Genomic DNA, 20,999 nt, shown 5'->3' on the forward strand with positions numbered 1-20,999 from the left:
GAGCGATCTGGTCACCGGATCCCTCGAAGGTGGAACCGGTGGTGGCGAAACGGAGTAGTTCTCCGGCGCCATGCCAATACTCGGCGAGCCGTCTCGCGGCACTCCCCCGCGGGGCGGTTCGTCGGCGTCCACCGACCTCACCGACCAAGGAGCACACCGGCCGCGATGAACGACGTGTCCGTCACGGAGATCCGGGTCCTCGGCCGGGTCATCGTTCATGCGATCACCGAACATCGAAGGGCCACAGCGGCATTCGTTGTCTGCCAACTGGCTGCGGTGTTCACCACACTTGCGCAGCCGGCGCTGAACGCCCGCATCATCGACGACGGCATCCTGCGCGGCGACATCGACACGATCAAGCATCTCGCCGTGATCATGACCGGCGTTGCCGTCCTCAATCTTCTTGTCTCACTGGGCTCGACATATCTCGCCTCGCATATCTCAGCCTCGGCCGCCCGTGATCTGCGCACCCGTGTGCACACCACCGTCGCGGGCTTCGGCGACACCGAGGCAGCCCGATTCGGCGTGCCGAGCCTGCTGACACGTTCCACCGGTGACGTCATCAACGTCCAGGCATTCCTGTTCGCCTTCCTGACCATCACGGTGACCGCACCATTGATGCTGGTCGGCGCGACGGTGCTGTCGGTGGTCCAGGGCTGGCGGATGGCCCCGGTCGTCGCCGGTGCGGGTGTACTTCTCGTCATCGTCGTCTCGGTCATCGTGCGCAGGCTGCTCCCCCTGTCCGGACGGCTCCAGCGTTCGGTCGACGCGGTCAACCACACGGTTCGGGAACAGCTCTCCGGAATCCCCGTCATCCGGACATTCCGGCGCGAGACCACCGAGATCGCGCGGTTCGAAGCGGTGAACTCCCAGCTCACCGACATCTCGTTGCGTGTCGGCCGCCTGCAGACCGCTCTGCTGCCCGTCGTCACGGTGATCGCGAACCTGGCGACGATCGTGGTCGCCGGAGTCGGAGCCGTGCTCGTTGCCGGCGGCACGATGCAGGTCGGCCAGATCGCCGCGTCGACCGGCTATCTCCTGCACCTCCTCGTCGCCGTGTCGATGCTGTCGGTCCTCGCCGGTGTCCTTCCCCGCGCGGTCGCCAGCGCGTCACGGATCGACGAGGTGCTGCGCACGCCGATGTCCCACTCAGGCCCCTCTCGACGCCCCGCGAACGACGATCGTTCGGCGGGTTCGACGGGATCGGCGAGCATCGTCTTCGATTCGGTGACACTGCATCTCGACGGCGCCGAGGCGCCCGCTGTGCGCGACGTGTCGCTGGCGTGCCCCGCAGGACGCACCACCGGGCTGATCGGCGGGACGGGCAGTGGCAAGTCCAGCCTCCTGTCGATGGCGATCCGACTGTCCGAGCCCACCGGCGGATGCGTTCGCTTCGACGGGATGGATGTCGCCGAACTCGGAATCGACTGGTTGCGCGGACGGACCGCCTTCGTCTCGCAGGGCACCTCGCTCATCGCCGGCACCATCGGCGACAATCTCCGTCTGGGACGCGAGGACGCGTCCGACGACGACCTGTGGGCAGCGTTGTCGGTCGCCGCGGCGGAAGAGTTCGTCGCCACCCGTGCGGGCTGCCTGGACGCCCCCGTCGCGCAGGAGGGCCGCAACTTCTCCGGTGGCCAGCGCCAGCGTCTCTCACTGGCGCGGGCCATCGTGCGACGACCGATGGTGTATCTGCTCGACGATCCGTTCAGCGCACTCGACGTCGAGACCGAGCAGATGATCATCGCCGGACTCCGTGCAGCACAACCGGAGGCGACGATCGTGATCGCAGCGCAGCGTGTCTCGTCGGTCCGTCATGCCGAGACGATCGCCGTGCTCGACGCCGGGCGGATCACCGCGGTCGGCAACGATGACTCCCTGATGTCCGCTTCGCCGATCTACCGGGAACTGGCCGACGCGCAGGCGGCGACCAGTGCCTGACCGGTCTCGGGACGGTGCGCTTCGGTGGCTGTTGCGTCAGGTGCGCCTGGGCCGGGCACGCGGTGGTTGCGTCTCGGTCCTGGCGCTGCTGGCGGCCTGCGGAACCGCCTGTGCGCCGGTCCTCTACGGACTGATCACCGACGTGATCGTCGACGGCGCCGACGGCACCATGGCGTGGTCCTCCCTCTGGTGGCTGCTCGGGGCGCAGGTCGGCCTGTACTCCGCGGTGTTCGCCTGCACGTTCACCCAGAGCCGGTTGTTGAACACGGCCGTACAGCGCGCGGCGTATCGCCTGCGCTCGGAGATCGAGCGGGCCGTGCACCGCCTGCCGATGCGTTTCTTCGACTCCACCACGCGCGGCGACCTGCTCAGCACGATGACGGTGAACACCGACAACGCCACCACCGTCGTCGGGCCGGTCCTGGTGACATTGCCGACGAGCCTGTTCACCATCGTCACCGTCACGACACTGCTCTTCGTCCTGTCCCCGACGCTCGCTGCGATCGCGGTGGCCGCGGCTCCGGTGTCGGCGGTCATCGCGCTGCTGGTGGCACGCCGCGCCCGACCCCACCTGGTCGATCAGTGGACCACCACCGCAGCTCTCACCGGACATGTCGAGGAGGAACTGAGCGCACGGCGGATGATCAGCGCCTACGGTGCCGAAGAGGTCGCCGCGCGCCGATTCGAGGCCCTCAACGATCGGCTGTTCCGGTCGGTGCGGTCTGCGCAATGGTCGTCCGGAACCCTCGCACCGCTGGTGACGACGGTCAACGCGCTCGTCTTCCTCGTCCTCGCCGTCGTCGGCGGACTCCAGGTCGTCGACGGCGCGCTCAGCCTCGGTGCGGCCCAGGCCGTGGTGCTCTTCGCCCAGCAGCTGAGCAGTGCGCTGCGAGAGCTCGCGGGCTTCTATCCGCGTATCCAGTCGGGATCCGTGTCGGCCGGCCGGATCCGCGACCTGCTCGAGACTCCCGACGACGAGACGACGACGGGCCCGCCGGAGAGCAGTGGTGACCGGGACCCTGTCGACCCGCTCGGGCGAGGAGGCGGGCCGCCCGAAATCGTGTTCTCGTCGGTCGATTTCGGGTATCAGCCGGATACGCCCGTGGTGCGGTCGGTCGACATGACGCTGCCGTCCGGTACGACGACCGCGATCGTCGGTGCCACCGGGTCCGGCAAGACCACCCTCACCCGCCTGCTGCAGGGTTTCTACACACCGGACTCCGGGCGGATTCTGATCGATGGCGTCGACATCGCCCATCTCGGACCCGAGCGAACCCGATCGTCGATGGCCGTGGTCACCCAGGAGCCCTGGCTGTTCCATGGCACGATCCGCGACAACATCTCCTACGGTGCGGATACCGACGGCGACACCACGCGGGACGGCATGATCCCGGGTGGCGCGCCCGGGGACGACGTGGTGTCCCGGGCCGTCGCCGACGGGCATGTCGCCCAGATCATCGCCACACTGCCCGACGGGCTGGACACCGTCGTCGGCCCCGATGCCGACAACCTCAGCTCCGGTGAAAAGCAACTCGTCACCGTCGCGCGCGCGATCGCCGCACGACCGCGCATCCTCGTCCTCGATGAGGCGACCAGCGCCGCCGATCCGCGGACCGAACTCCTGATCCAGCAGGCCCTGCACCGCTTACGCAGCCACACCACCACATTGCTGATCACCCACCGTCTGAGCACGGCGGCCCAGGCCGATCGGATCGTCGTCCTCGACGACGGCCGGGTCGTCGAAACCGGTTCTCACCAGGAATTGCTGGCCGCCGACGGCATGTATGCGCGGCGATGCCGGACCGATGGAGTACGCGGTTCCGTTGCGCGCGCCGCCCTCGCCGGTAATCCTTGACACATGGCGATCGAGGTACGCCCGGCGACGCGATTCGCCGATGTCCGCACCATGGTCGGCCCGAAGCGGCCCGACGCGAATGTCTGCTGGTGTCTGAGCTACCGGATTCCCAACAAGCTCAACCAGGAACTGGCCCGCGAGGCGCGTGGGGAGTACGTGAAGAAACTGTGCCGCCGCACGCCACCTCCCGGGGTCCTCGCCTATGACGGCGACGAGGTGGTGGGCTGGGCGGCGGTCGCACCGCGCGCCGATACGACCTTCGCCGGCAACCGCCGGATCCCACACGTCGATGATGTCGATGTCTGGTCGGTGTGGTGCATCCGCATCCGGCCCGGGCACCGCAAACAGGGCATCTCTCATCCGCTGCTCGCCGGCGCCGTCGACTTCGCTCGTGACCGCGGCGCACCGGCCGTCGAGGGCTACCCGGTCGACAACAAGGGCGAGAAGGTCGACCTGACGATGGCGTACGTCGGAACACGAAAGTTGTTCGAGTCAGCCGGATTCCGCAAGGCCGCCGACACCACGTCGGTGCTCAACGGATTCCCGCGGGTGCTCATGCGACTGGATCTCGACTGATCGCCTGCGAGCGTCCCCTGGCCCCTGAGGAGCGAGCTTGCGAGCGTCACGAAGGGCCCTTCGTGACGCGACCACTCGCGCCCTACACCAGTTCCGACAGCGCCCTGTGCGGTACGTGAATCCAGCCCTCGCGCTCCGCGATCGGTCGGTCCGTGCCGTCGGGAAGGTGCGTCCCGCCCACCGCGGCAGCACGCGCGATCAGCGCTGTGATGACGGCGTCGAAGGCGTTGTCGTCGGCCATCAGCACCTCACGGTGTCCGGACAGATCCAGCCAGGGCGCCTGCTCGGTCAGCATCGCGCACGATGTCTGCAGCTGCGACCGCCGGGCCACGCCTTTGTAGCCGCGTGAGGCCAAACCCCAGACCTTCAGTGCCGCAGCCGGGTACGCCTCGACCGCCCAGCCGTCGACCCGGTCCGTCACGCCCAGGTCGGCGATGAGGCCGGCGGCGCGAAATGCCACGTGGGCGATCTGGTCGGCGGAGACACTGAGCGGACGGCCCCGACCTTGCTCGACGACGACGCGGTCGGTCCGCCGGTAGGCCAGCGGGCGGCGATTCTCGATCCGGTCCAGGGCACGACCTTCGGTGAGCTCACCCCGCTGTTGTGCGACAACGAAATCCACGAAGTCGTCGGGCCAGCCGAACGGGGCGTCGATCCCGATCCGATCGGCGCCCGATGCCAACTCGCGGATCCGGCCGTCGTCGGCGGGTAGCACCAGATCGGTGAGCCGCGCAGCACCCGATGACCACTCGACCGATGCCGCGGCGGTCAGCTTCGGCGAGGCCGCGAGATCGACACCGACAGTACGCATCACGAAAGCACCCTTCGTGACGTCCACTCGTACCTCGCGGACTCCTCAGGGACCAGGACGGACCGATCCCTGAGGAGCGAGCTTGCGCCCCACCGATCCCTGAGGAGCGAGCTTGCGAGCGTCACGAAAGGTCAGAACTTCCCGTCGAGAAACTCCGCGTACGCCGGCAGGTCGAGCTGGCCGTGCCCGGACAGTCCGATGACCACGACCTGCTCCTCATCGCTGTCGGCGACATGCGCTGCGCAGGCGGCGATCGCGTGGGTCGACTCGGGTGCCGGCACGATGCCCTGCGTGCGGGCGAACTGCACGCCGGCCGAGAACGCATCGTGTTGGCTGATCGCCGTGGCCTGGACGAGACCCAGTTCGACGGTGTGGCTCAGCGCAGGTGCCATGCCGTGATAGCGCAGGCCGCCGGCATGGATCGGGTCCGGGACGAAATCCATGCCGAGCGTGTGCATCTTGAGGAGCGGCGTCAGCCCCGCGACATCGCCGTGGTCGTAGCGGTACTCGCCCTGCGTGATGGACGGACAGGCCGCCGGTTCCGCGGCGATCACCCGCGGGGTCGAGCGCTGATGGATCCGTTCCCGAAGGAACGGGAACGACAGCCCGGCGAGATTGGAACCGCCACCTGCACAACCGAACACCACGTCCGCACCTCCGGGCTCGACCGCATACAGCTGCTCGACGGCCTCCTGCCCGATGACACTCTGATGCAGCACAACGTGATTGAGCACGCTGCCCAGCGCGTACCGGGTGTCGGGATCCCCGGCGGCCACCTCGACCGCCTCACTGACTGCCATGCCGAGACTGCCGGTGGTGTTCGGATCCTTGGCGAGCATCGCGCGACCGGACTCGGTCAGATCGGACGGCGACGGGTGCAGTGTGCCGCCGTACGTGCGGATCAGGTGACCTCGATACGGCTTCGAGTCGTAGGAGGCGCGTACCTGCCACACCTCGATGTCGATGCCGAACTGGGCGCCGGCGAACGCCAGAGCGCTCCCCCACTGACCCGCTCCGGTTTCCGTCGTCAGCTTCTGCACGCCGTCGACGCTGTTGTAGTAGGCCTGCGCGACAGCCGAATTGGTCTTGTGACTGCCGACGGGGCTCACACCCTCGTACTTGACGTAGATGCGCGCCCTGGTGTTGAGCGATTCCTCGAACCGTCGTGCTCGGATCAGCGGGGACGGACGCCACATCCGGTAGATCTCGCGCACCGGCTCGGGGATCTCGATGTAGGGCTCCGTGGACACCTCTTGCGCGATCAGTCCCGACGGGAAGAGCGCGACGAGGTCGTCGGGGCCTACCGGTTCCTTGGTCCCCGGGTGCAGGTGCGGCGGGATGGGCTGATCGAGTTCGGCCGCGAGGTTGTACCAGTGGGTGGGCACACCGACGGTGACCAGATCGGGGTTGGTGGCGTCCACGTTCATCGTCATGCGAACACCATAGCCAGACTTACGGTCGGTGATGCAGCGAAGTCCCAGCTCACGAAGTCCCAGCTCACCAACCCACCGTCACGAATCCCCCATCACGAACCCCACTGTCACGGACCCCCCGTCACGAACGCCGCCGGGCCGCGGAGTTCGCCGCGTCCACCTGTTCGAGCGCGGCGATCAGCGTCCGTGCGTCGTGGGGTCCGCGGTGGCGGTGCCCGTTGAGGAAGAACGTCGGCGTACCCCGGGCGCCGCTGTCGAAGGCGCTCTGTTCGTTCGTGGCGATGACGACCGCGATCTCCTCGCTCTCGAGATCGCTGACGAACCGGTTCATGTCCAGCTCGAGCCGCTCGGCATAGCTGAGCAGGTGATCGACCTCGAGCTCGGATTGGTGGGCGAACAGGATGTCGTGCATCTCCCAGAACTTGCCCTGATTCGCGGCCGCCTCGGCCGCGGTCGCGGCGAGCAGGGCGTGCGGGTGATAGTCGTGCAGGGGCAGGTGGCGCACGATGTAGCGCACACGATCACCGAAGTGGGCGTGCACGTCGTTCCACATCCCGGTCGTCTTGGCACAGAACGGACACTCGAAGTCCATGAACTCGACGACGGTGAGCGGCGCGTCGTGCGGGCCGCGGATGTGATCGCCGACGGCGTCGACGGGCGGGTCGAGCGTGACCGGCAGGTCGGCCGACGTCTCACCCCACTTCACCCGTGCGCGTGTGAAGACCAACCACCCGAGCAGGGCCGCGAGGACCATGGCCGCCAGCACGCCGACGGTCGCCTTCGCGGCGTCGTCGGAGTCGGTGAACGCGAGTCCCACGATCAGCAGCGAGACCGTGAAGCCGATCCCGGACAGGGCAGCGCCGCCGAGCACGCTGCCACGGCCCACACCGTCGGGCAGTCGTCCGAGCCCGGCCCGGATCGCCAGCCATGTCCCCAGCGAGATGCCGACGAACTTGCCGAGGACCAGCCCGACGACGACACCCCAGGTGATGGTCGAACTGAACGCCTCGGCCAGTACGCCACCGCCGAGGTCGATACCGGCGTTGGCCAGCGCGAACACGGGGACCACGAACAGGGAAACCGGTCCTCGCAGGACGTCGTGCAGGCGTTCGTTCACCGAGATCGAGCGAGCCAGACCGCGGCGGGCCGTACGGGCGACGGTCGCCTCGGGCGACTGCCAATAGTCGCGGAACAGGGTCTTGGCCTTCTCGACGTGTCCGCGCTCGGTCGGCCTGGCCGGCACGAGCAGTCCGGCCGCCATGCCGGCCAGCGACGGATGGACGCCGGAGGCCAGGGTCGCGGCCCACACGATGACGACGAGGAGCACGTACGGCGCACTGCGCCATTCGGAGGTGCGGGAGAGCAGCCAGAGTCCGACCAGACCGACGAGCGCGACCACCAGCGGACCGATCTTCAGGTCCTCGGTGTAGACGACACCGATGATCGAGACGGCGAGGAAGTCGTCGACGACGGTCAGGGTCAGCAGGAAGATGCGCAGCTGATTCGACATCCGGGGACCCACGATCGCCAGGGCGCCGAGCAGGAAGGCGGTGTCGGTGCCGACCACCACCCCCCACCCGTTGACGGCGTCGCGACCGGCGATCGCCAGGTAGATCACCGCCGGGACGATCACGCCGGTGATCCCGGCGACCATCGGCACCATCGCCCGTCGCCGATCGCGCAACGATCCGATCGCGAATTCCTGGCGCACCTCCAACCCGATGACGAAGAAGAACACCACCATCAGGCCGTCGTTGATCCAGTGATGCAGGTCCATCTCGAAGTCGTGCTCGCCGAACACGATGCCGAGACTCGTATGCCAGAGTTCGGTGTACGAGTGACCCATCGGGGAGTTCGCCCAGACGAGCGCGATCACCGTCACCAGCACGAGCAAGGCCGCGCTGCCGGATTCAGTCCGCACCCAATCCACCATCCGCCGGGCGTTGGTCACCACCTGAACCCACACTCCTCTCGGGCGCCACCCGCCGTCGGGCGACGTCCGATCAGAACGTTAATGCGCCGCCCGATCATCCGCGGGTCGACGGGTGCGCGGAAATCCGGCGCTCAGGACCAGGTCCAGTCCCTGATCTCGGGTAGATCCTCGAAGTGTTCGCGGACGTACTCGTGATGACGCGCCAGTTGACGCCGGCAGTACTCGGCCAGATCGTCGCCGCGTTCCGGAACGCGGCGGGAGCGCCGCAGCGCCTCGAGGACGAGGTGATAGCGGCTCATCTTGTTCAGCACGACCATGTCGAACGGTGTGGTCGTCGTGCCCTGTTCGGTGAATCCGCGGACGTGGAACCTGTCGGCGTCCGGTCGGCCGTGCAGGAGTTGATGGACCGCGCGCGGATAGCCGTGGAACGCGAAGACGACGTGACCGGTCTCGGTGAACAGGTCGGCGAAGTCGTCGTCGGACATGCCGTGGGGATGATCCGCGGGCGGCAGCAGTGCCATCAGATCCATCACGTTGACCACGCGCACCCTCAGGTAGGGAACCCATTCGCGCAGGATCTGGGCGGCGGCGAGGGTCTCCTGCATCGGCACGTCGCCGGCGCCGACCAGCACGATGTCGGGATCGTCGGTGCTGTCGCCGTCGGTGCCGGCCCACGTCCAGATCGACGCCCCGGCGGCCGCCTGGTCGTTGGCCTCCTCTAGGGTCAGGTACTGCAGGTGCGGTTGTTTGTCGACGACGAGCAGGTTCACGTGATCGCGACTGCGGAAACAGTGTTCGGCGATCGACAGCAGCGAGTTGGAATCCGGCGGCAGCCAGATCCGGACCACGTCCGGCGCGAGAGGCAGGACCGCGTCGATCAACCCGGGCCCCTGGTGGGAGAACCCGTTGTGGTCGTTGCGCCAGCAGGTCGACGTCAGCAGGATGTTCATCGAGGCGACGGGTTCGCGCCAGTCGAGAGTCGCCGCGTGTTGGAGCCACTTGGTGTGCTGGATGACCATCGACGCGCTCACCATCGCGAACGCCTCGTAGCTGGCGAACAGCCCGTGGCGCCCGGTCAGGAGATACCCCTCGAGCCAGCCCTGGCAGAGGTGTTCGCTGAGCACCTCCATGACCCGGCCGGACGACGACAGCTGGTCGTCGTAGTCGGTGACCGGCAGCTGCCAGCAGCGGTCGGTGACGTCGAAGACGGCGGCGAGACGGTTGCTGGCGGTCTCGTCCGGACAGAACAGGCGGAACGATCCGCCACCGTCGGACGTGGTGTTCTCGGCGTAGATGTCGCGCATGTATTCGCCGAGGACACGGGTCGTCTCGTGAAGGGTCGCGCCCGGGTTGTCGATGTCGAGGGCGTACCGCGCGATCGGCGGCAGCCGTAGCGGCGTGAGCAGGCGGCCGCCGTTGGCGTATGGCGTCGCACCGAGCCTGCGGTCGCCGGTCGGCGCCAGAGCGGTGATCGACTCGATCACGGCACCGTCGTCGTCGAAGATGTCCTCGGGACGGTACGAGCGCATCCAGTCCTCGAGTTGCCGGAGGTGAGCAGGATTGTCGCGCACCCCCGACAACGGGACCTGGTGTGCCCGGTGGGTGCCCTCGACGAGCTGCCCGTCGACTTCGTGCGGACCGGTCCATCCCTTCGGGGTGCGGAACACGATCGCCGGCCAGCGGGTGTTCGGCGTCGGTCCGTTCGCCCGTGCGTCCGCCTGGAGTTCGCGAATGATCCTGTGTGACCGATCGATTGCTGCTTTGAGCGCGGTGAAGACCTTTCGCGGGTCGTCGCCCTCGACGAAGATCGGGTTCCATCCCTGCCCACCGAGATAGTCGGTGACCTCCTGGTCGGTGCTGCGTCCGAGAACGGTCGGCGAGGCGATCTTGGCTCCGTTGAGGTGCAGGATCGGCAGCACCGCGCCGTCTCGGGCGGCGTTGAGGAATGCCGGGATCTTCCACGATCCCGAGAGCGGTCCGGTCTCGGCCTCTCCGTCGCCGACGACACACGCCACGGTCAGATCGGGATGGTCATACGCGGCGCCCGCGGCGTGGACGAGCGCGTAACCGAGCTCGCCGCCCTCGTGGACGCTGCCCGGGGTCTGCACACTCACGTGGCTGGGAATGCCACCGGGAGTGGAGAACTGGCGGCACAGGCGGCGGACGCCACGCGCATCCGGGGACACCGGCGGATAGATCTCGCTGTAGGTGCCCTCGAGGTAGACGTTCGCGACGAGTGCGGGTCCCCCGTGTCCGGGACCCGTGACATACAGCCACTCCGAATCGGTCTCGCGGATCACCCGGTTCAGGACGGTGTAGATGGCCGACAGGCCCGGACTGGTCCCCCAGTGGCCGAGCAGCCGGGGTTTGATGTGCTCGCGCATCAGGGGTTCGCGCAGCAACACGTTGTCCTGCAGATAGATCTGGGCGACGGTGAGGTAGTTGGCTGCCGCCCACCACCGGAGATCGGCGTCGAGTTCGGCGTCGGTGTAGGGGGTGTCGGCCGGTGGGGCGTCGGCGGCTGCGTGATCGTCGGCTGGGCGGTCGGTCGCGGGGAGATCGGTCATCTCCACTCCTCTGGCGCTCGGGGATCAGATCCGTTCGAGAAGGTCCTGCAGGTTGTGCCGTATCCGTTCGATGGGTGCTGCGGTGGGTTCGGTCGCGGCGAACGCGCGTCCGGTCTCCGAATCCAGGAAGTCGCCTGCCGCCTCTGCCGACGGGCGCAGGTGATATCCGGTCTCCAGCCAGAACTCGTTGCCATGTCGATCGAGTTCGACAAGGGGGCGTGGTGTGGAGAAGAAGGTCGACGACGCGTACGTGCGGATGCGGTTGATGACGTCCGCCCCGAAGTGCACGTGCTGCATCGCGCGGAGGACGTCGGTGTCGTACTCGATGTCGAGCACGATGAAGCCGGTGTCACTGTCGGAGTCGTAGCCGACCGCGGGAACGACGACGGCTGTCACGATCTCGAACCACCATGCGTTGTTGTATTCGACGAAGAACCGCAACGGCATCCGCGAGTCGTCCGAGAGGGTGGTCTGCAGATAGCCGCCGTCGAGGTCATAGTGCTCGTCGAGAAAATGCCGGTCGCGGTAGGTCTGGGCGAACTCGCGCATCAGGTCGAGACGCTGTGCTGGATCGGGCGCGGACACGGCGACGGTCACGCCGACAGCTTACGTTTTCGTCGACACCGGCGCCGGACATCGGCGCATCACACCGGGCTGATCACACATCCGCTCGCGCTCACCGATCTCGTTCCCGTTCACGCGGCCGGATGCGCGGGAACGGACACCGTGCGCGCCGAACCGCGGCGCGGACTACTCGACCAGTCGATACTCCTGCCGCGGCCGGCCGGTGGTGCCGTACTGCAGCGACATCGCCAGCCGGCCCGAGGAGACGAGACTCGCGAGATGCCGCCGCGCGGTCGCGGGGGAGACTCCGACGGCCTCGGAGACCTGGTCGGCGACGAGCGAACCGTCGACCGTGGCGAACAGGTCGAGGATCTTCTGCTCTGTGTGCGATCCCGCCTCGGCACGGTCCGATCCGCGGGTTCCGAATCGCAGCGCCGACAACGCCGCGTCGACGGCACGCTGATCGACATTCTCGGCGTCGAGCACACGCCGATACTGCGCGTAACCGGCCAAGCGACGTGCGAGCTCGGTGTCGTCGAACGGTTTGATCATGAACGCCAACGCCCCCGACCGCATCGCGCGGCGCACGGCAGCAGCCTCGGTCTCCGCGCCGACGATGAAAGCGTCGCAAGACAATTCGGAGACGAGATCGATCCCCGACCCGTCCGGCAGATAGACGTCGAGAAGTGCGAGATCGATGTCGACAGCACGATCGGCCATCGCGGCCCGGGCCGCGGCCACGCTGCCGGCTCGTGCGATCACCCGGAAGCCGCGTACGGCGTCGACGATGGTGGAATGCAGTGCGGCGACGCGGAAGTCGTCGTCGACGATGAGGACTCCGAGATCGCGGGCCACGTCAGATACCTCCTGTGTCGTCGGCCATCACCGCGGGCAACCGTGCGACGAGGACCGCACCGCGGAGCTCCCCGGCATCTCCATCATCGTCTCCGCCGGGATCGGCGACCCAGATGTCACCCCCGATGCGGCGCACTATCTGCCGCGACAACGACAGGCCCATCCCTCGCCCGCCGACGACCCCCGTCGGCGACTTCGTCGTCACTCCCTCGTCGAATATCTGTGCAGGATCGTCGAATCCGATGCCCGGCCCGCTGTCGGCGACCGTGATGAACATGTCGTCGCCGTCGGTCAGCACCTCGACCTCGACGACTGCGGCCGCGGCCCCGTCCGCGGCCGCCTCTGCGGCCCCTTCTGCGGACGCATCGATCGCGTTGTCGATGAGATTGCCGAGCACGGTGGTGACCACGACCGGCTCGCGCAGCGCTCCCTGCACCCAGGTCTGGTCACCCAGGCGCAGCGTCGCGCCGCGCTCGCGGGCGTGAGCGGATTTCGCATCGAGGAATGCGTGCAGATGTGGTTCGCCGACGTTGTCGAGCCCGTCGAGCAGTGTGCTGTCGGGTCCGCTCCCGGTCAGCTGATCGAGATAGCGTGACGCCTCGTCGGTGTGGCCGTGACGCACGAGCCCGGCCAGCACGTGCATCCGGTTGGCCGTCTCGTGCCGATGGGCCCGCAAGGCTGTGCTCATGGCGCGGATCGAATCCACCTCCTGCGTGAGTCGTTCGACGTCCGTGCGGTCGATCACCGACAGCACGGTCCCCAGATCGCGGCCGTCGGCCTCCACCGTGTGCGAGCTGACCAGCACCACCCGGTCGCCCACGGTCGCGGCCACCGGCTCGGGCGTCGGTTCGGCCAGCACTCCACGGATTCGCGGGGTCAGCCCGAGTTCGTCGACGTCCCGGCCGATGGGGTCGGTCAGACCCAGCAGAGTGAGGGCGGTGTCGTTGGCGACCCGGACGACCCCGCCGCTGTCGACCGCGAGCACACCGTCGGCGAGCGAGTGCAGGACCGCACGCTGCTCACGGACGAGCTCGGTGAGCTCGTCCGGCTCCAGGCCGAGCGTCAGCCGACGCCACCGACGCGCCAGCAGCGCCGAACCCACCGCGCCGACACCGAGCGCGGCGAGCGCGATGAGGACGGTGGCGATCGTGTCCCGTCGTGTCTCCGACGCCAACCGCTCGGTGGATACTCCGACGCTGACGAACCCGACGACCCGCCCGCCATCGAACACCGGCACCTTGGCCCGCACCGACTCGCCGAGGGTGCCGCGGTCCGTGGTCACCTCCTCGTTGCCCGACAACGCGTTGGAGGGATCGGTCGACACCGTCTTGGCGAGCTCGTCGAGCTCGGGGTGGGCGAGTCGCAGGCCGACGTCGTTGCCGATGACCACGAACAGCGCACCCGTCCGTTCACGCACCGACATCGCCTCCGCCTGCAGCGGACCGGACCCGAGTTCTGCGGCATCGAGGTTCTGTCCCTGATGGGCGGCAACCTCGGCCTGGACATCGGCGTCGGCGGCGACCGACTGCGCGATCGCCAGCGCGCGCTGGGCGTACTCGTCGCGCACACGATCGTCGGCGCCGGAGATCACCAGCCCGAAGCCGACGGCAAGGCTGACCGCGATGACGGCGAGCTGCAGGAGAAGTACCTGCGTTCGCAATCGCATGCGGTCAGCCTAGGCCCGCGGGTGGACGGCGCCGGTCAGAACGGGATCGCGCCGACCAGGCCGCCGACGACGAGCATCACGATCGACACCGCGGCGGCGCGCCACAGCACCTTCTTGTGGTGATCGGCGAGACTCACACCGGCCAGTGCGACCAGGAGCAGGATCGCGGGAACCAGCGGGCTCTGCATGTGGAACGGCTGACCCGTGATGGAGGCGCGGGCCATCTCGGCGGGATCGATGCCGTACCGGGTGGCCGTCTCCGACAACACCGGCAGCACTCCGTAGTAGAAGGCGTCGTTGCTCATCAGGAAGGTCAGCGGGATCGACAGCACACCGATGACGATCGCCATGTGCGGGCCCATCCACGACGGGATGCCGGAGGCCAGCCAGTGCGCGATCGCATCGACCATCCCGGTTCCACTGAACACACCGGTCAGCACGGCCGCCGCGAGGACCATCGCCACCACCGAGACGATGCTCGACGAGTGCCGCGTGATCGCTTCCTGCTGATCCTTGATGTGCGGGAAGTTGATCGCCAACGCGATACCCGAGGCGATCATGAACAGCACCGGGATGGCGACGATGTCGAGGCCGAGCACGGCCAGCAGGGCGACCGTCAGTCCGGCGTTGAGCCAGAACAGCTTCGGGCGCAGAGTGGGGCGGTTCGGATCGAGAACCCCCGTGAAGCTCGATTCGCCGTCGTCGTCGTCGTCGTCCGAACCGGTTGCGGCCGGGCCCGCGCCGGATGCGCCGCGCCCGCGTCCGGACCGGCCCGTCGAGACCGGGGTGTCCGTGCCAGAGCCACCGCCCGCGGCGACCAGCACCTCCTCACGCGGCATCAGCATCGACTCCTTGATCTCGATCCGGCCGATCCGGCGACGCTCCAGCACACCGAGGTGATACGAGAACAGCAACACGACGACCAGACCGGCGACGAGCGCGGGCACCATCGGCAGGAACACCGCATTGGTGTCGATCTTCAATGCGCTCGCGGCGCGGGCGGTGGGGCCGCCCCACGGCAGGATGTTCATCGTGCCGTTCGCCAGGCCGGCCGCCACGGTCAGCACCACGGGACTCACGCCGAGCTTGAGGTAGAGCGGCAGCAACGCGGCCGTGGTGATGATGAAGGTGGTCGATCCGTCACCGTCGAGCGACACGACCATCGCCAGCACGGCCGTGCCGACGACCAGCCGGGCCGGGTCGTTGCGCACCATCCGCACGACGAAGCGGACCACGGGATCGAATAGTCCGACGTCGATCATGATGCCGAAGAAGATGATCGCGAAGAACAGCATCGCCGCGGTCGGCGCGAGTTCCTTGATCCCGTCGGTGATCATGTCGCTGATGTCGAGGCCGGCACCGGCGAACAGACCGAACGCCACTGGCACCAAGATCAGCGCGACCACCGGCGTCGCACGTTTCGTGATGATCAGGAACATGAAGGTGGCCACCATTCCGAGGCCGAGTGCTACCAACATTTGTCATGCTCTTTTCTGCGTGTGGGGAACGGCTGGGAGGTACACCGCCGGCAGATCCGGACTCGACGTAGCAGCCGTTACACACGCAGTTTTCGGGTAATCCAGGTCACAGTCACGCTTGTGCTCATAAGTCGTCTTTTGCGCATTGTGCGCACGGACGCACCGCAAGATCTCGACCGCGACGACGACACCCCACCCGCGTGATCGACGCGGATGGGGTGTCGGCTGGATCCCTCGGAATCCCGGCAGGTGGCGGCCTACTCGGCCGGGACCACCTCACCGTTGACGGTCACCTCGACCTTGTCAGTCGCGGAATCCCACGTAATCGTGCCGTTCTCGAAGGTCGACTTCTTCACGGTGCCCTCCTCGGTCTCATCGCTGGTTGCGACACCGAGCGGGCCCTGGGACCCCCCTTTTCCATTCGCCGAGGGCTTGCCGGACTCATCGCGGGGCACGTTCCATGCGTCTCGGATCTTCCCCCAGGTGATGTATGCGGGCGTACTGCCCTCGTCGTTCTTGGCAGTGATCACACCCCCATCGAACTGCTGGAACACCACTCCGTTGTCGCCGGTGCCGGAGGCGTCCTCACCCACCTTGACCGCGCCGAGATCGGACTTCTGCGCCTCGGTGGCGGACTGATACTTGGCCGCGATTGGGCCGCTCAGCGTGACTTTCGTTCCGTCAGCTGCGGTCAGCTCGACCGACCCCCCTTGGTCGGCTGCATCGCCGGATTCCGACATCGCGGACTCACTCACCGCGGCCGGAGACGACGACGCCGAGGACGTGTCGTTGCTGTCGTCGCTGCATCCTGCAGCGACGAGCACGGCGATGGAGGCGGCGGCGGCAACACCGACCACCCGTCGAATTGACTGCTTCATGATCTCCCTCTCGGTATCTCAGAGCATTTACCAAACTGGATGCATTTCACTGAAGCACATCCACGGTGAGGCTAGCCGTATCCGTCGTCGAAGGCGAGACCTCGGCCCGGTCGGCGCGTGAACCGCACGGACGACGATCAGTCCGGCAGCATCGGCGCGTCGTCGCCGTGGTGGCGTCCGACGAGGACCGCACGAGTGACGGCGTCGCGGCCGAACCGGTCGCGGAGCTGATCCATCGCGATGTCGAGTTCCGCACCGTGGTCGGCCTCGAACGGAAGTGCGAGCTGGATGTTGTCGTGGTCGTCGAGATTCGTCAGCGACAGTCCGATCAGGGTGCATCCGCGGTCCCGGATGAGCGGCATCGCATCATCGAGCAGTCCTCGGGCGACGGCCATGATCACATCGGTCCGATCCGTCGGCTCCAGGAACGACCGCGACCGTGTCGCGCGGGCGAAGTCATCGAATCTCAGCCGCAGAACGACTGTGCGACAGAGACGTTCGGCACCACGCAACCGCTTGCCCAGTCGTTCGACGATGGCCACCAGCGTCGCCTCGAGGTCGGCTTCGGACTTGGGGCGCCGACCGAGCGCGCGCTGGGAACCGATCGACCGGCGCCGGCGGCCCGTCTCCACCCGGCGCGGATCGCGCGCCATCGACAACGCGTAGAGATGCCGTCCCGAGCCGCGCCCGAGCAGGTTCGTCAGCCCGTGCTCGCCGAATGACGCCAGATCGCCCACCGACCGGATCCCGGCGTCCGCGAGTTTCGCCTCGGTGACCGCCCCGACACCCCACAGCCGCCGGACCGGCAGCGGGTGGAGGAAGTCCAGTTCGGTCCTGGCGGGCACCTCGAGCAGACCGTCGGGTTTGCCGACGGCACTGGCGACCTTGGCGAGGAACTTGGTGCGGGCGATCCCGACGGTGATGGGCAACCCGACCTCGGTGGCCACCCGCGCCCGCAGTCGAGCGGCGATCTCGACGGGCGAGCCGGCGATGCGCCGCAACCCGCCGACGTCGAGGAAGGCCTCGTCCACCGAGATCCCCTCGACCACCGGCGTGATGTCGTGGAAGATCTCGAACACCGCCCTGCTCGCGTCCATGTACGCGTCGAATCGGGCCGGCACCTCGACCGCACCCGGACACAGCGCGCGCGCCTCACGCCCGGACATCGGGGTCCGCACCCCGTAGGCCTTCGCCTCGTAGCTGGCCGCGAGCACCACCCCACCACCGACGAGCACGGGCCGCCCCCGCAGTTCCGGATTGTCGCGCTGCTCGACCGAGGCATAGAAGGAGTCCAGGTCGGCGTGCAGAATCGTCGCCTCCGCCCGCTCCTTCCGCTCGATACGCATAGAACATATGTTCGCATGCCGGTCCGACAGGTTACCGTCGAATCATGAGCGAGCACACACCGGATGATCACTCCGCGGCCGAATGGGATGAGCGGTATCGGAGCGCGGACCGCCTGTGGACCGCCGACGTCAATCCCGCACTGGTCGCCGAGGTCTCCGACCTCCCGGCCGGAACCGCTCTCGACGTCGGCTCCGGCGAGGGCGCCGACGCCCGCTGGCTCGCCGATCAGGGTTGGCAGGTGACCGCGGTGGACATCTCGCAGGTGGCGATCGACCGGGCGCGGGAGGCCGACACGCGCGAAGCGATCACCTGGCTGCGTGCCGATCTCAGCGCGGACGAGGTGCCGGGCCGTGACTTCGGCCTCGTGTCGTTGCAGTACTTCCCCATCGCCCGCACCGACGACGCCACGGTGCGCCGGCTGCTCGATGCCGTCGGCGCCGACGGGCACCTCCTGGTCGTGTCGCACGAGGCCGAAGGCGTTCGCGCCCATGGCCGCAACCCCGACGACTACTTCCAGCCCGCCGACGTCGCCGCACTCCTCGACGACGGGTGGACGGTGATCACCGACGACACGCGTGAGCGCGGGGTTGCGGCGGGCGGCGGCGCACACACGCACGACGTCGTCCTGCACGCGCGCAAGACGCGCTCCTGACCTCCGCTCCTCCGTCGTCTCCCGCGCGTTAGACTCGGGCTCCCACGTCCGGGGGAACGACGGAAGGGAGTGCCGGTGTCACTCTCCGCGCGTATCGACGGCTTCCAGCGTCGTCATCCCGCGACCGGGTTCCCGCTGGCAGTCGTCTACAAGTTCGTCGACGACCAGGGCGCCTACCTCGCGGCGCTGATGGCCTACTACGCCTTCATCTCGCTCTTCCCGCTGCTGCTGCTGTTCGCCACCGGACTGGGCATCGTCCTCGCCGACAACCCGGAGCTGCAGGAACGGATTCTCGACTCGGCACTGAGCCAGATCCCGGTCATCGGCGGCCAGCTCGAGCAGCCCGAACAGCTCAGTGGCGGCGTCCCGGCGATCACGATCGGCGTGCTCGGCTCGCTGTACGGCGGGCTGGGTGTGGCGGTCGCGGCGCAGAATGCGATGAACACCGTGTGGGCGGTCCCGCGCAACGAACGCCCCGACCCGATCCGCGCCCGCCTGCGTGGACTGGTCCTGCTGTCGACGGTGGGTACGGCGGTCATCGGGTTGACGGTCATCAACGGCGTCGCCGCTGCTTTCGAACTGGGTACGGCCGGGCGCGCCTTCGCCATCGTCGGCTCGGTCGTGCTGAACACCGGCGTCTTCACCGCCGCGTTCCGCATCGGGACCGCCCGTGACGTCACGATCCGGCAGGTGCTGCCGGGCGCCCTGGGCGCGGCTGTCGGGTGGCAGGTTCTGCAGACGTTCGGCAGCGTCTACGTCCAGCACGTCATCGGCAACGCGAGTGCCACCAACGGGGTGTTCGCGGTGGTCCTCGGCCTGCTGGCCTTCCTCTACATCGCGGCGCTGCTCATGGTGATGTGCCTCGAGTTCAACGCGGTTCGCGTCGACAAGCTGTTCCCCCGATCGCTGCTCACCCCGTTCACCGACAACGTCCAGCTGACCGCGGGCGACGAGGCCGCCTACGCAGCCCAGGCACAGGCACAGCGCAGCAAGGGATTCCAGGACATCGCGGTCACCTTCGACAACCCGGCCGGCACCCACGGGGCAGACACGGTGGCTACGGACGAGCCGGAGCACTCGGCGGCTCCCGCGACCACCGATGCCGACGTGATCCAGCCGGTCGCGCGGGATCAGACGCCGTAACGCTTGTCCAGCAGCCGGATTCGCCCGCCGACGACGGGCCGGTCGGGATGGCCGGGCGGCAGACGATGCTCGAGGCGACGCCACGCGGCGAGGTCGTCCCGTCCGTGCGCCGACGACGTCCACTTGCGCAACGCGGCGACATCGCCCTCGGCGATGATCCGGGAACGCAGGTCCTCACGAAGTTCCTCGAACATCTCGGCGACGCCGGGCGCCGACGATTCGGCGAGCAGCCCGCCTCGTCCCAGGACGTCGATGACGGCGCTCAGGTCACCCCCTCCCGCGATCCGGTCACGGATCTCGGAGACATCGGACACCAGCGCCACGGTCAGTCGATAGGGTCGGGATTCGACCACGTCGGTGCCGAGATCGCGTCGTAGGCGGGAGATCTCGGCACGAACGGTGACCGGGTCGACGCCGTCCTCGGCGAGCATCACGGCGAGCTGTTCGGTGTTGAGGCCTTCGGGATAGGCCTGCAGCAGGAGCAGGATCTCCGCGTGCCGCCGCGACAGTGCGCGCTCGGGCGTACCGTCACCCGCACGCCGCCAGCGATAGGCGCCGCCGAGCACGGTCAATCGGGCACCGCTTTCGGCGAGGAACGTCGAGGGATCGGCGAGATCGACTGCACGGGATTGCATTTCACGTTCCACCGCCGCCACGACGGAGCGCACTGCGGCCAATGCGAACGGCGCGGCGACCTCCCGCCCGCCGGTGACGTCGATGACTCCGATGACGTGGCCGGTGATCGGATCGTGTACGGGGGCAGCGGCGCAACTCCACTCCTGGACCGCCCCGGCGAAGTGTTCGGGTCCCACCACCTGCACACCGCGGTCGACGGCCAATGCGAGACCGGGGGCGTTCGTGCCGACGATCTCCTCGCTCCACATCGATCCCTCGACGAAGTTGATGTCGGCCGCGCGGTCGCGGGCGTCGGTCGCCCCTTCGACCCACAGCAGTCGACCGGCCTGATCGGTGAGGGCGACGACCACACCGGAGTCGGCGATGTCGTCGAGCATGAGCGACTGGACGAGTGGCCGCACCGCCGTGATCGGATGGGCGTCGCGGTACTCGGCGAACTCGGTCGCCGACATCGACGTGCCGTCGTTCTCGGGCACGACGTCGCCGGGATCGACCCCCCGCTGGATCGAACGGGCCCACGAATCACGGACGACCGACCGCACCGAATCATCGGTCGGGGTGATCCCCGACAGAAAGTCCTCGTACGCGCGACGGACGCGCGACGATGTCGAGGCGGAATCGCTCATTCGTCCTCCGTCAATGGCCACATCCGTGTTCGGATCAC

16 protein-coding genes are annotated in these 20,999 nt (G+C 67.9%); 5 read left to right on the top strand and 11 right to left on the bottom strand.

What is annotated here, in order from left to right; translation table 11 throughout:
- Positions 1-165 precede the first annotated feature (165 nt).
- From EEB19_RS09320 to EEB19_RS09330, 3 genes are read left to right on the top strand one after another with little or no spacing between them, the layout of a single operon-like run.
- Complete coding sequence (locus EEB19_RS09320) at positions 166-1,941, top strand: ABC transporter ATP-binding protein (protein WP_187585452.1); 1,776 nt, start codon at positions 166-168, stop codon at positions 1,939-1,941.
- A complete protein-coding gene (locus tag EEB19_RS09325) occupies positions 1,934-3,796 on the top strand; it encodes an ABC transporter ATP-binding protein (protein ID WP_187585454.1) in 1,863 nt (620 codons plus the stop codon). Before EEB19_RS09320 ends, EEB19_RS09325 begins: the two co-directional genes overlap by 8 nt.
- A 3-nt stretch (positions 3,797-3,799) precedes the next feature.
- Positions 3,800-4,372, top strand: coding sequence for a GNAT family N-acetyltransferase (locus EEB19_RS09330; protein WP_187585456.1), 573 nt, complete (start codon positions 3,800-3,802; stop codon positions 4,370-4,372).
- An 82-nt stretch (positions 4,373-4,454) separates the two neighbouring features.
- On the opposite strand, the gene EEB19_RS09335 is transcribed toward EEB19_RS09330, so the two are convergent.
- The 10 genes from EEB19_RS09335 to dinB form a co-directional block, all read right to left on the bottom strand.
- Positions 4,455-5,183 (bottom strand): DUF429 domain-containing protein, encoded by a 729-nt coding sequence (locus EEB19_RS09335; RefSeq protein WP_187585458.1) that lies wholly within the window; start codon positions 5,181-5,183, stop codon positions 4,455-4,457.
- Between the two features lie 131 nt (positions 5,184-5,314).
- Complete coding sequence (locus EEB19_RS09340; protein ID WP_187585460.1) at positions 5,315-6,616, bottom strand: TrpB-like pyridoxal phosphate-dependent enzyme; 1,302 nt, start codon at positions 6,614-6,616, stop codon at positions 5,315-5,317.
- A 121-nt stretch (positions 6,617-6,737) separates the two neighbouring features.
- Positions 6,738-8,549, bottom strand: coding sequence for a Na+/H+ antiporter NhaA (gene nhaA, locus EEB19_RS09345; RefSeq protein ID WP_187585819.1), 1,812 nt, complete (start codon positions 8,547-8,549; stop codon positions 6,738-6,740).
- 131 nt (positions 8,550-8,680) lie between these two features.
- Positions 8,681-11,116: a phosphoketolase gene (locus EEB19_RS09350; protein WP_187585462.1), complete on the bottom strand. Its 2,436-nt coding sequence runs from the start codon at positions 11,114-11,116 to the stop codon at positions 8,681-8,683.
- Between the two features lie 24 nt (positions 11,117-11,140).
- Positions 11,141-11,713 (bottom strand): hypothetical protein, encoded by a 573-nt coding sequence (locus EEB19_RS09355; protein WP_262365538.1) that lies wholly within the window; start codon positions 11,711-11,713, stop codon positions 11,141-11,143.
- A 153-nt stretch (positions 11,714-11,866) separates the two neighbouring features.
- Positions 11,867-12,535, bottom strand: a complete 669-nt coding sequence (locus EEB19_RS09360) for a response regulator (RefSeq protein ID WP_187585464.1) — start codon at positions 12,533-12,535, stop codon at positions 11,867-11,869.
- Position 12,536: 1 nt separating this feature from the next.
- Complete coding sequence (locus tag EEB19_RS09365; protein ID WP_187585466.1) at positions 12,537-14,201, bottom strand: sensor histidine kinase; 1,665 nt, start codon at positions 14,199-14,201, stop codon at positions 12,537-12,539.
- A 35-nt stretch (positions 14,202-14,236) separates the two neighbouring features.
- On the bottom strand, positions 14,237-15,679 hold the full coding sequence (locus EEB19_RS09370; protein ID WP_187585468.1) for a CitMHS family transporter: 1,443 nt from the start codon (positions 15,677-15,679) through the stop codon (positions 14,237-14,239).
- Between the two features lie 257 nt (positions 15,680-15,936).
- Positions 15,937-16,557 (bottom strand): LGFP repeat-containing protein, encoded by a 621-nt coding sequence (locus tag EEB19_RS09375; protein WP_187585470.1) that lies wholly within the window; start codon positions 16,555-16,557, stop codon positions 15,937-15,939.
- Between the two features lie 137 nt (positions 16,558-16,694).
- Positions 16,695-17,903 (bottom strand): DNA polymerase IV, encoded by a 1,209-nt coding sequence (gene dinB, locus EEB19_RS09380; protein ID WP_187585471.1) that lies wholly within the window; start codon positions 17,901-17,903, stop codon positions 16,695-16,697.
- Positions 17,904-17,947: 44 nt separating this feature from the next.
- Between dinB and EEB19_RS09385 the strand changes: the two genes are divergently transcribed.
- Both EEB19_RS09385 and EEB19_RS09390 read left to right on the top strand, forming a co-directional pair.
- Positions 17,948-18,556, top strand: a complete 609-nt coding sequence (locus EEB19_RS09385; protein ID WP_187585474.1) for a bifunctional 2-polyprenyl-6-hydroxyphenol methylase/3-demethylubiquinol 3-O-methyltransferase UbiG — start codon at positions 17,948-17,950, stop codon at positions 18,554-18,556.
- 75 nt (positions 18,557-18,631) lie between these two features.
- Positions 18,632-19,699: a YihY/virulence factor BrkB family protein gene (locus EEB19_RS09390; RefSeq protein WP_187585476.1), complete on the top strand. Its 1,068-nt coding sequence runs from the start codon at positions 18,632-18,634 to the stop codon at positions 19,697-19,699.
- On the opposite strand, the gene EEB19_RS09395 is transcribed toward EEB19_RS09390, so the two are convergent.
- A complete protein-coding gene (locus EEB19_RS09395) occupies positions 19,687-20,961 on the bottom strand; it encodes a GAF domain-containing protein (RefSeq protein WP_187585478.1) in 1,275 nt (424 codons plus the stop codon). The two genes, EEB19_RS09390 and EEB19_RS09395, sit on opposite strands and share 13 nt — an antisense overlap.
- Between the last annotated feature and the right edge of the window lie 38 nt (positions 20,962-20,999).

The organism is Gordonia sp. OPL2 (genome assembly GCF_003797825.1).
In the GTDB taxonomy this organism is placed as follows: Bacteria; Actinomycetota; Actinomycetes; order Mycobacteriales; family Mycobacteriaceae; genus Gordonia.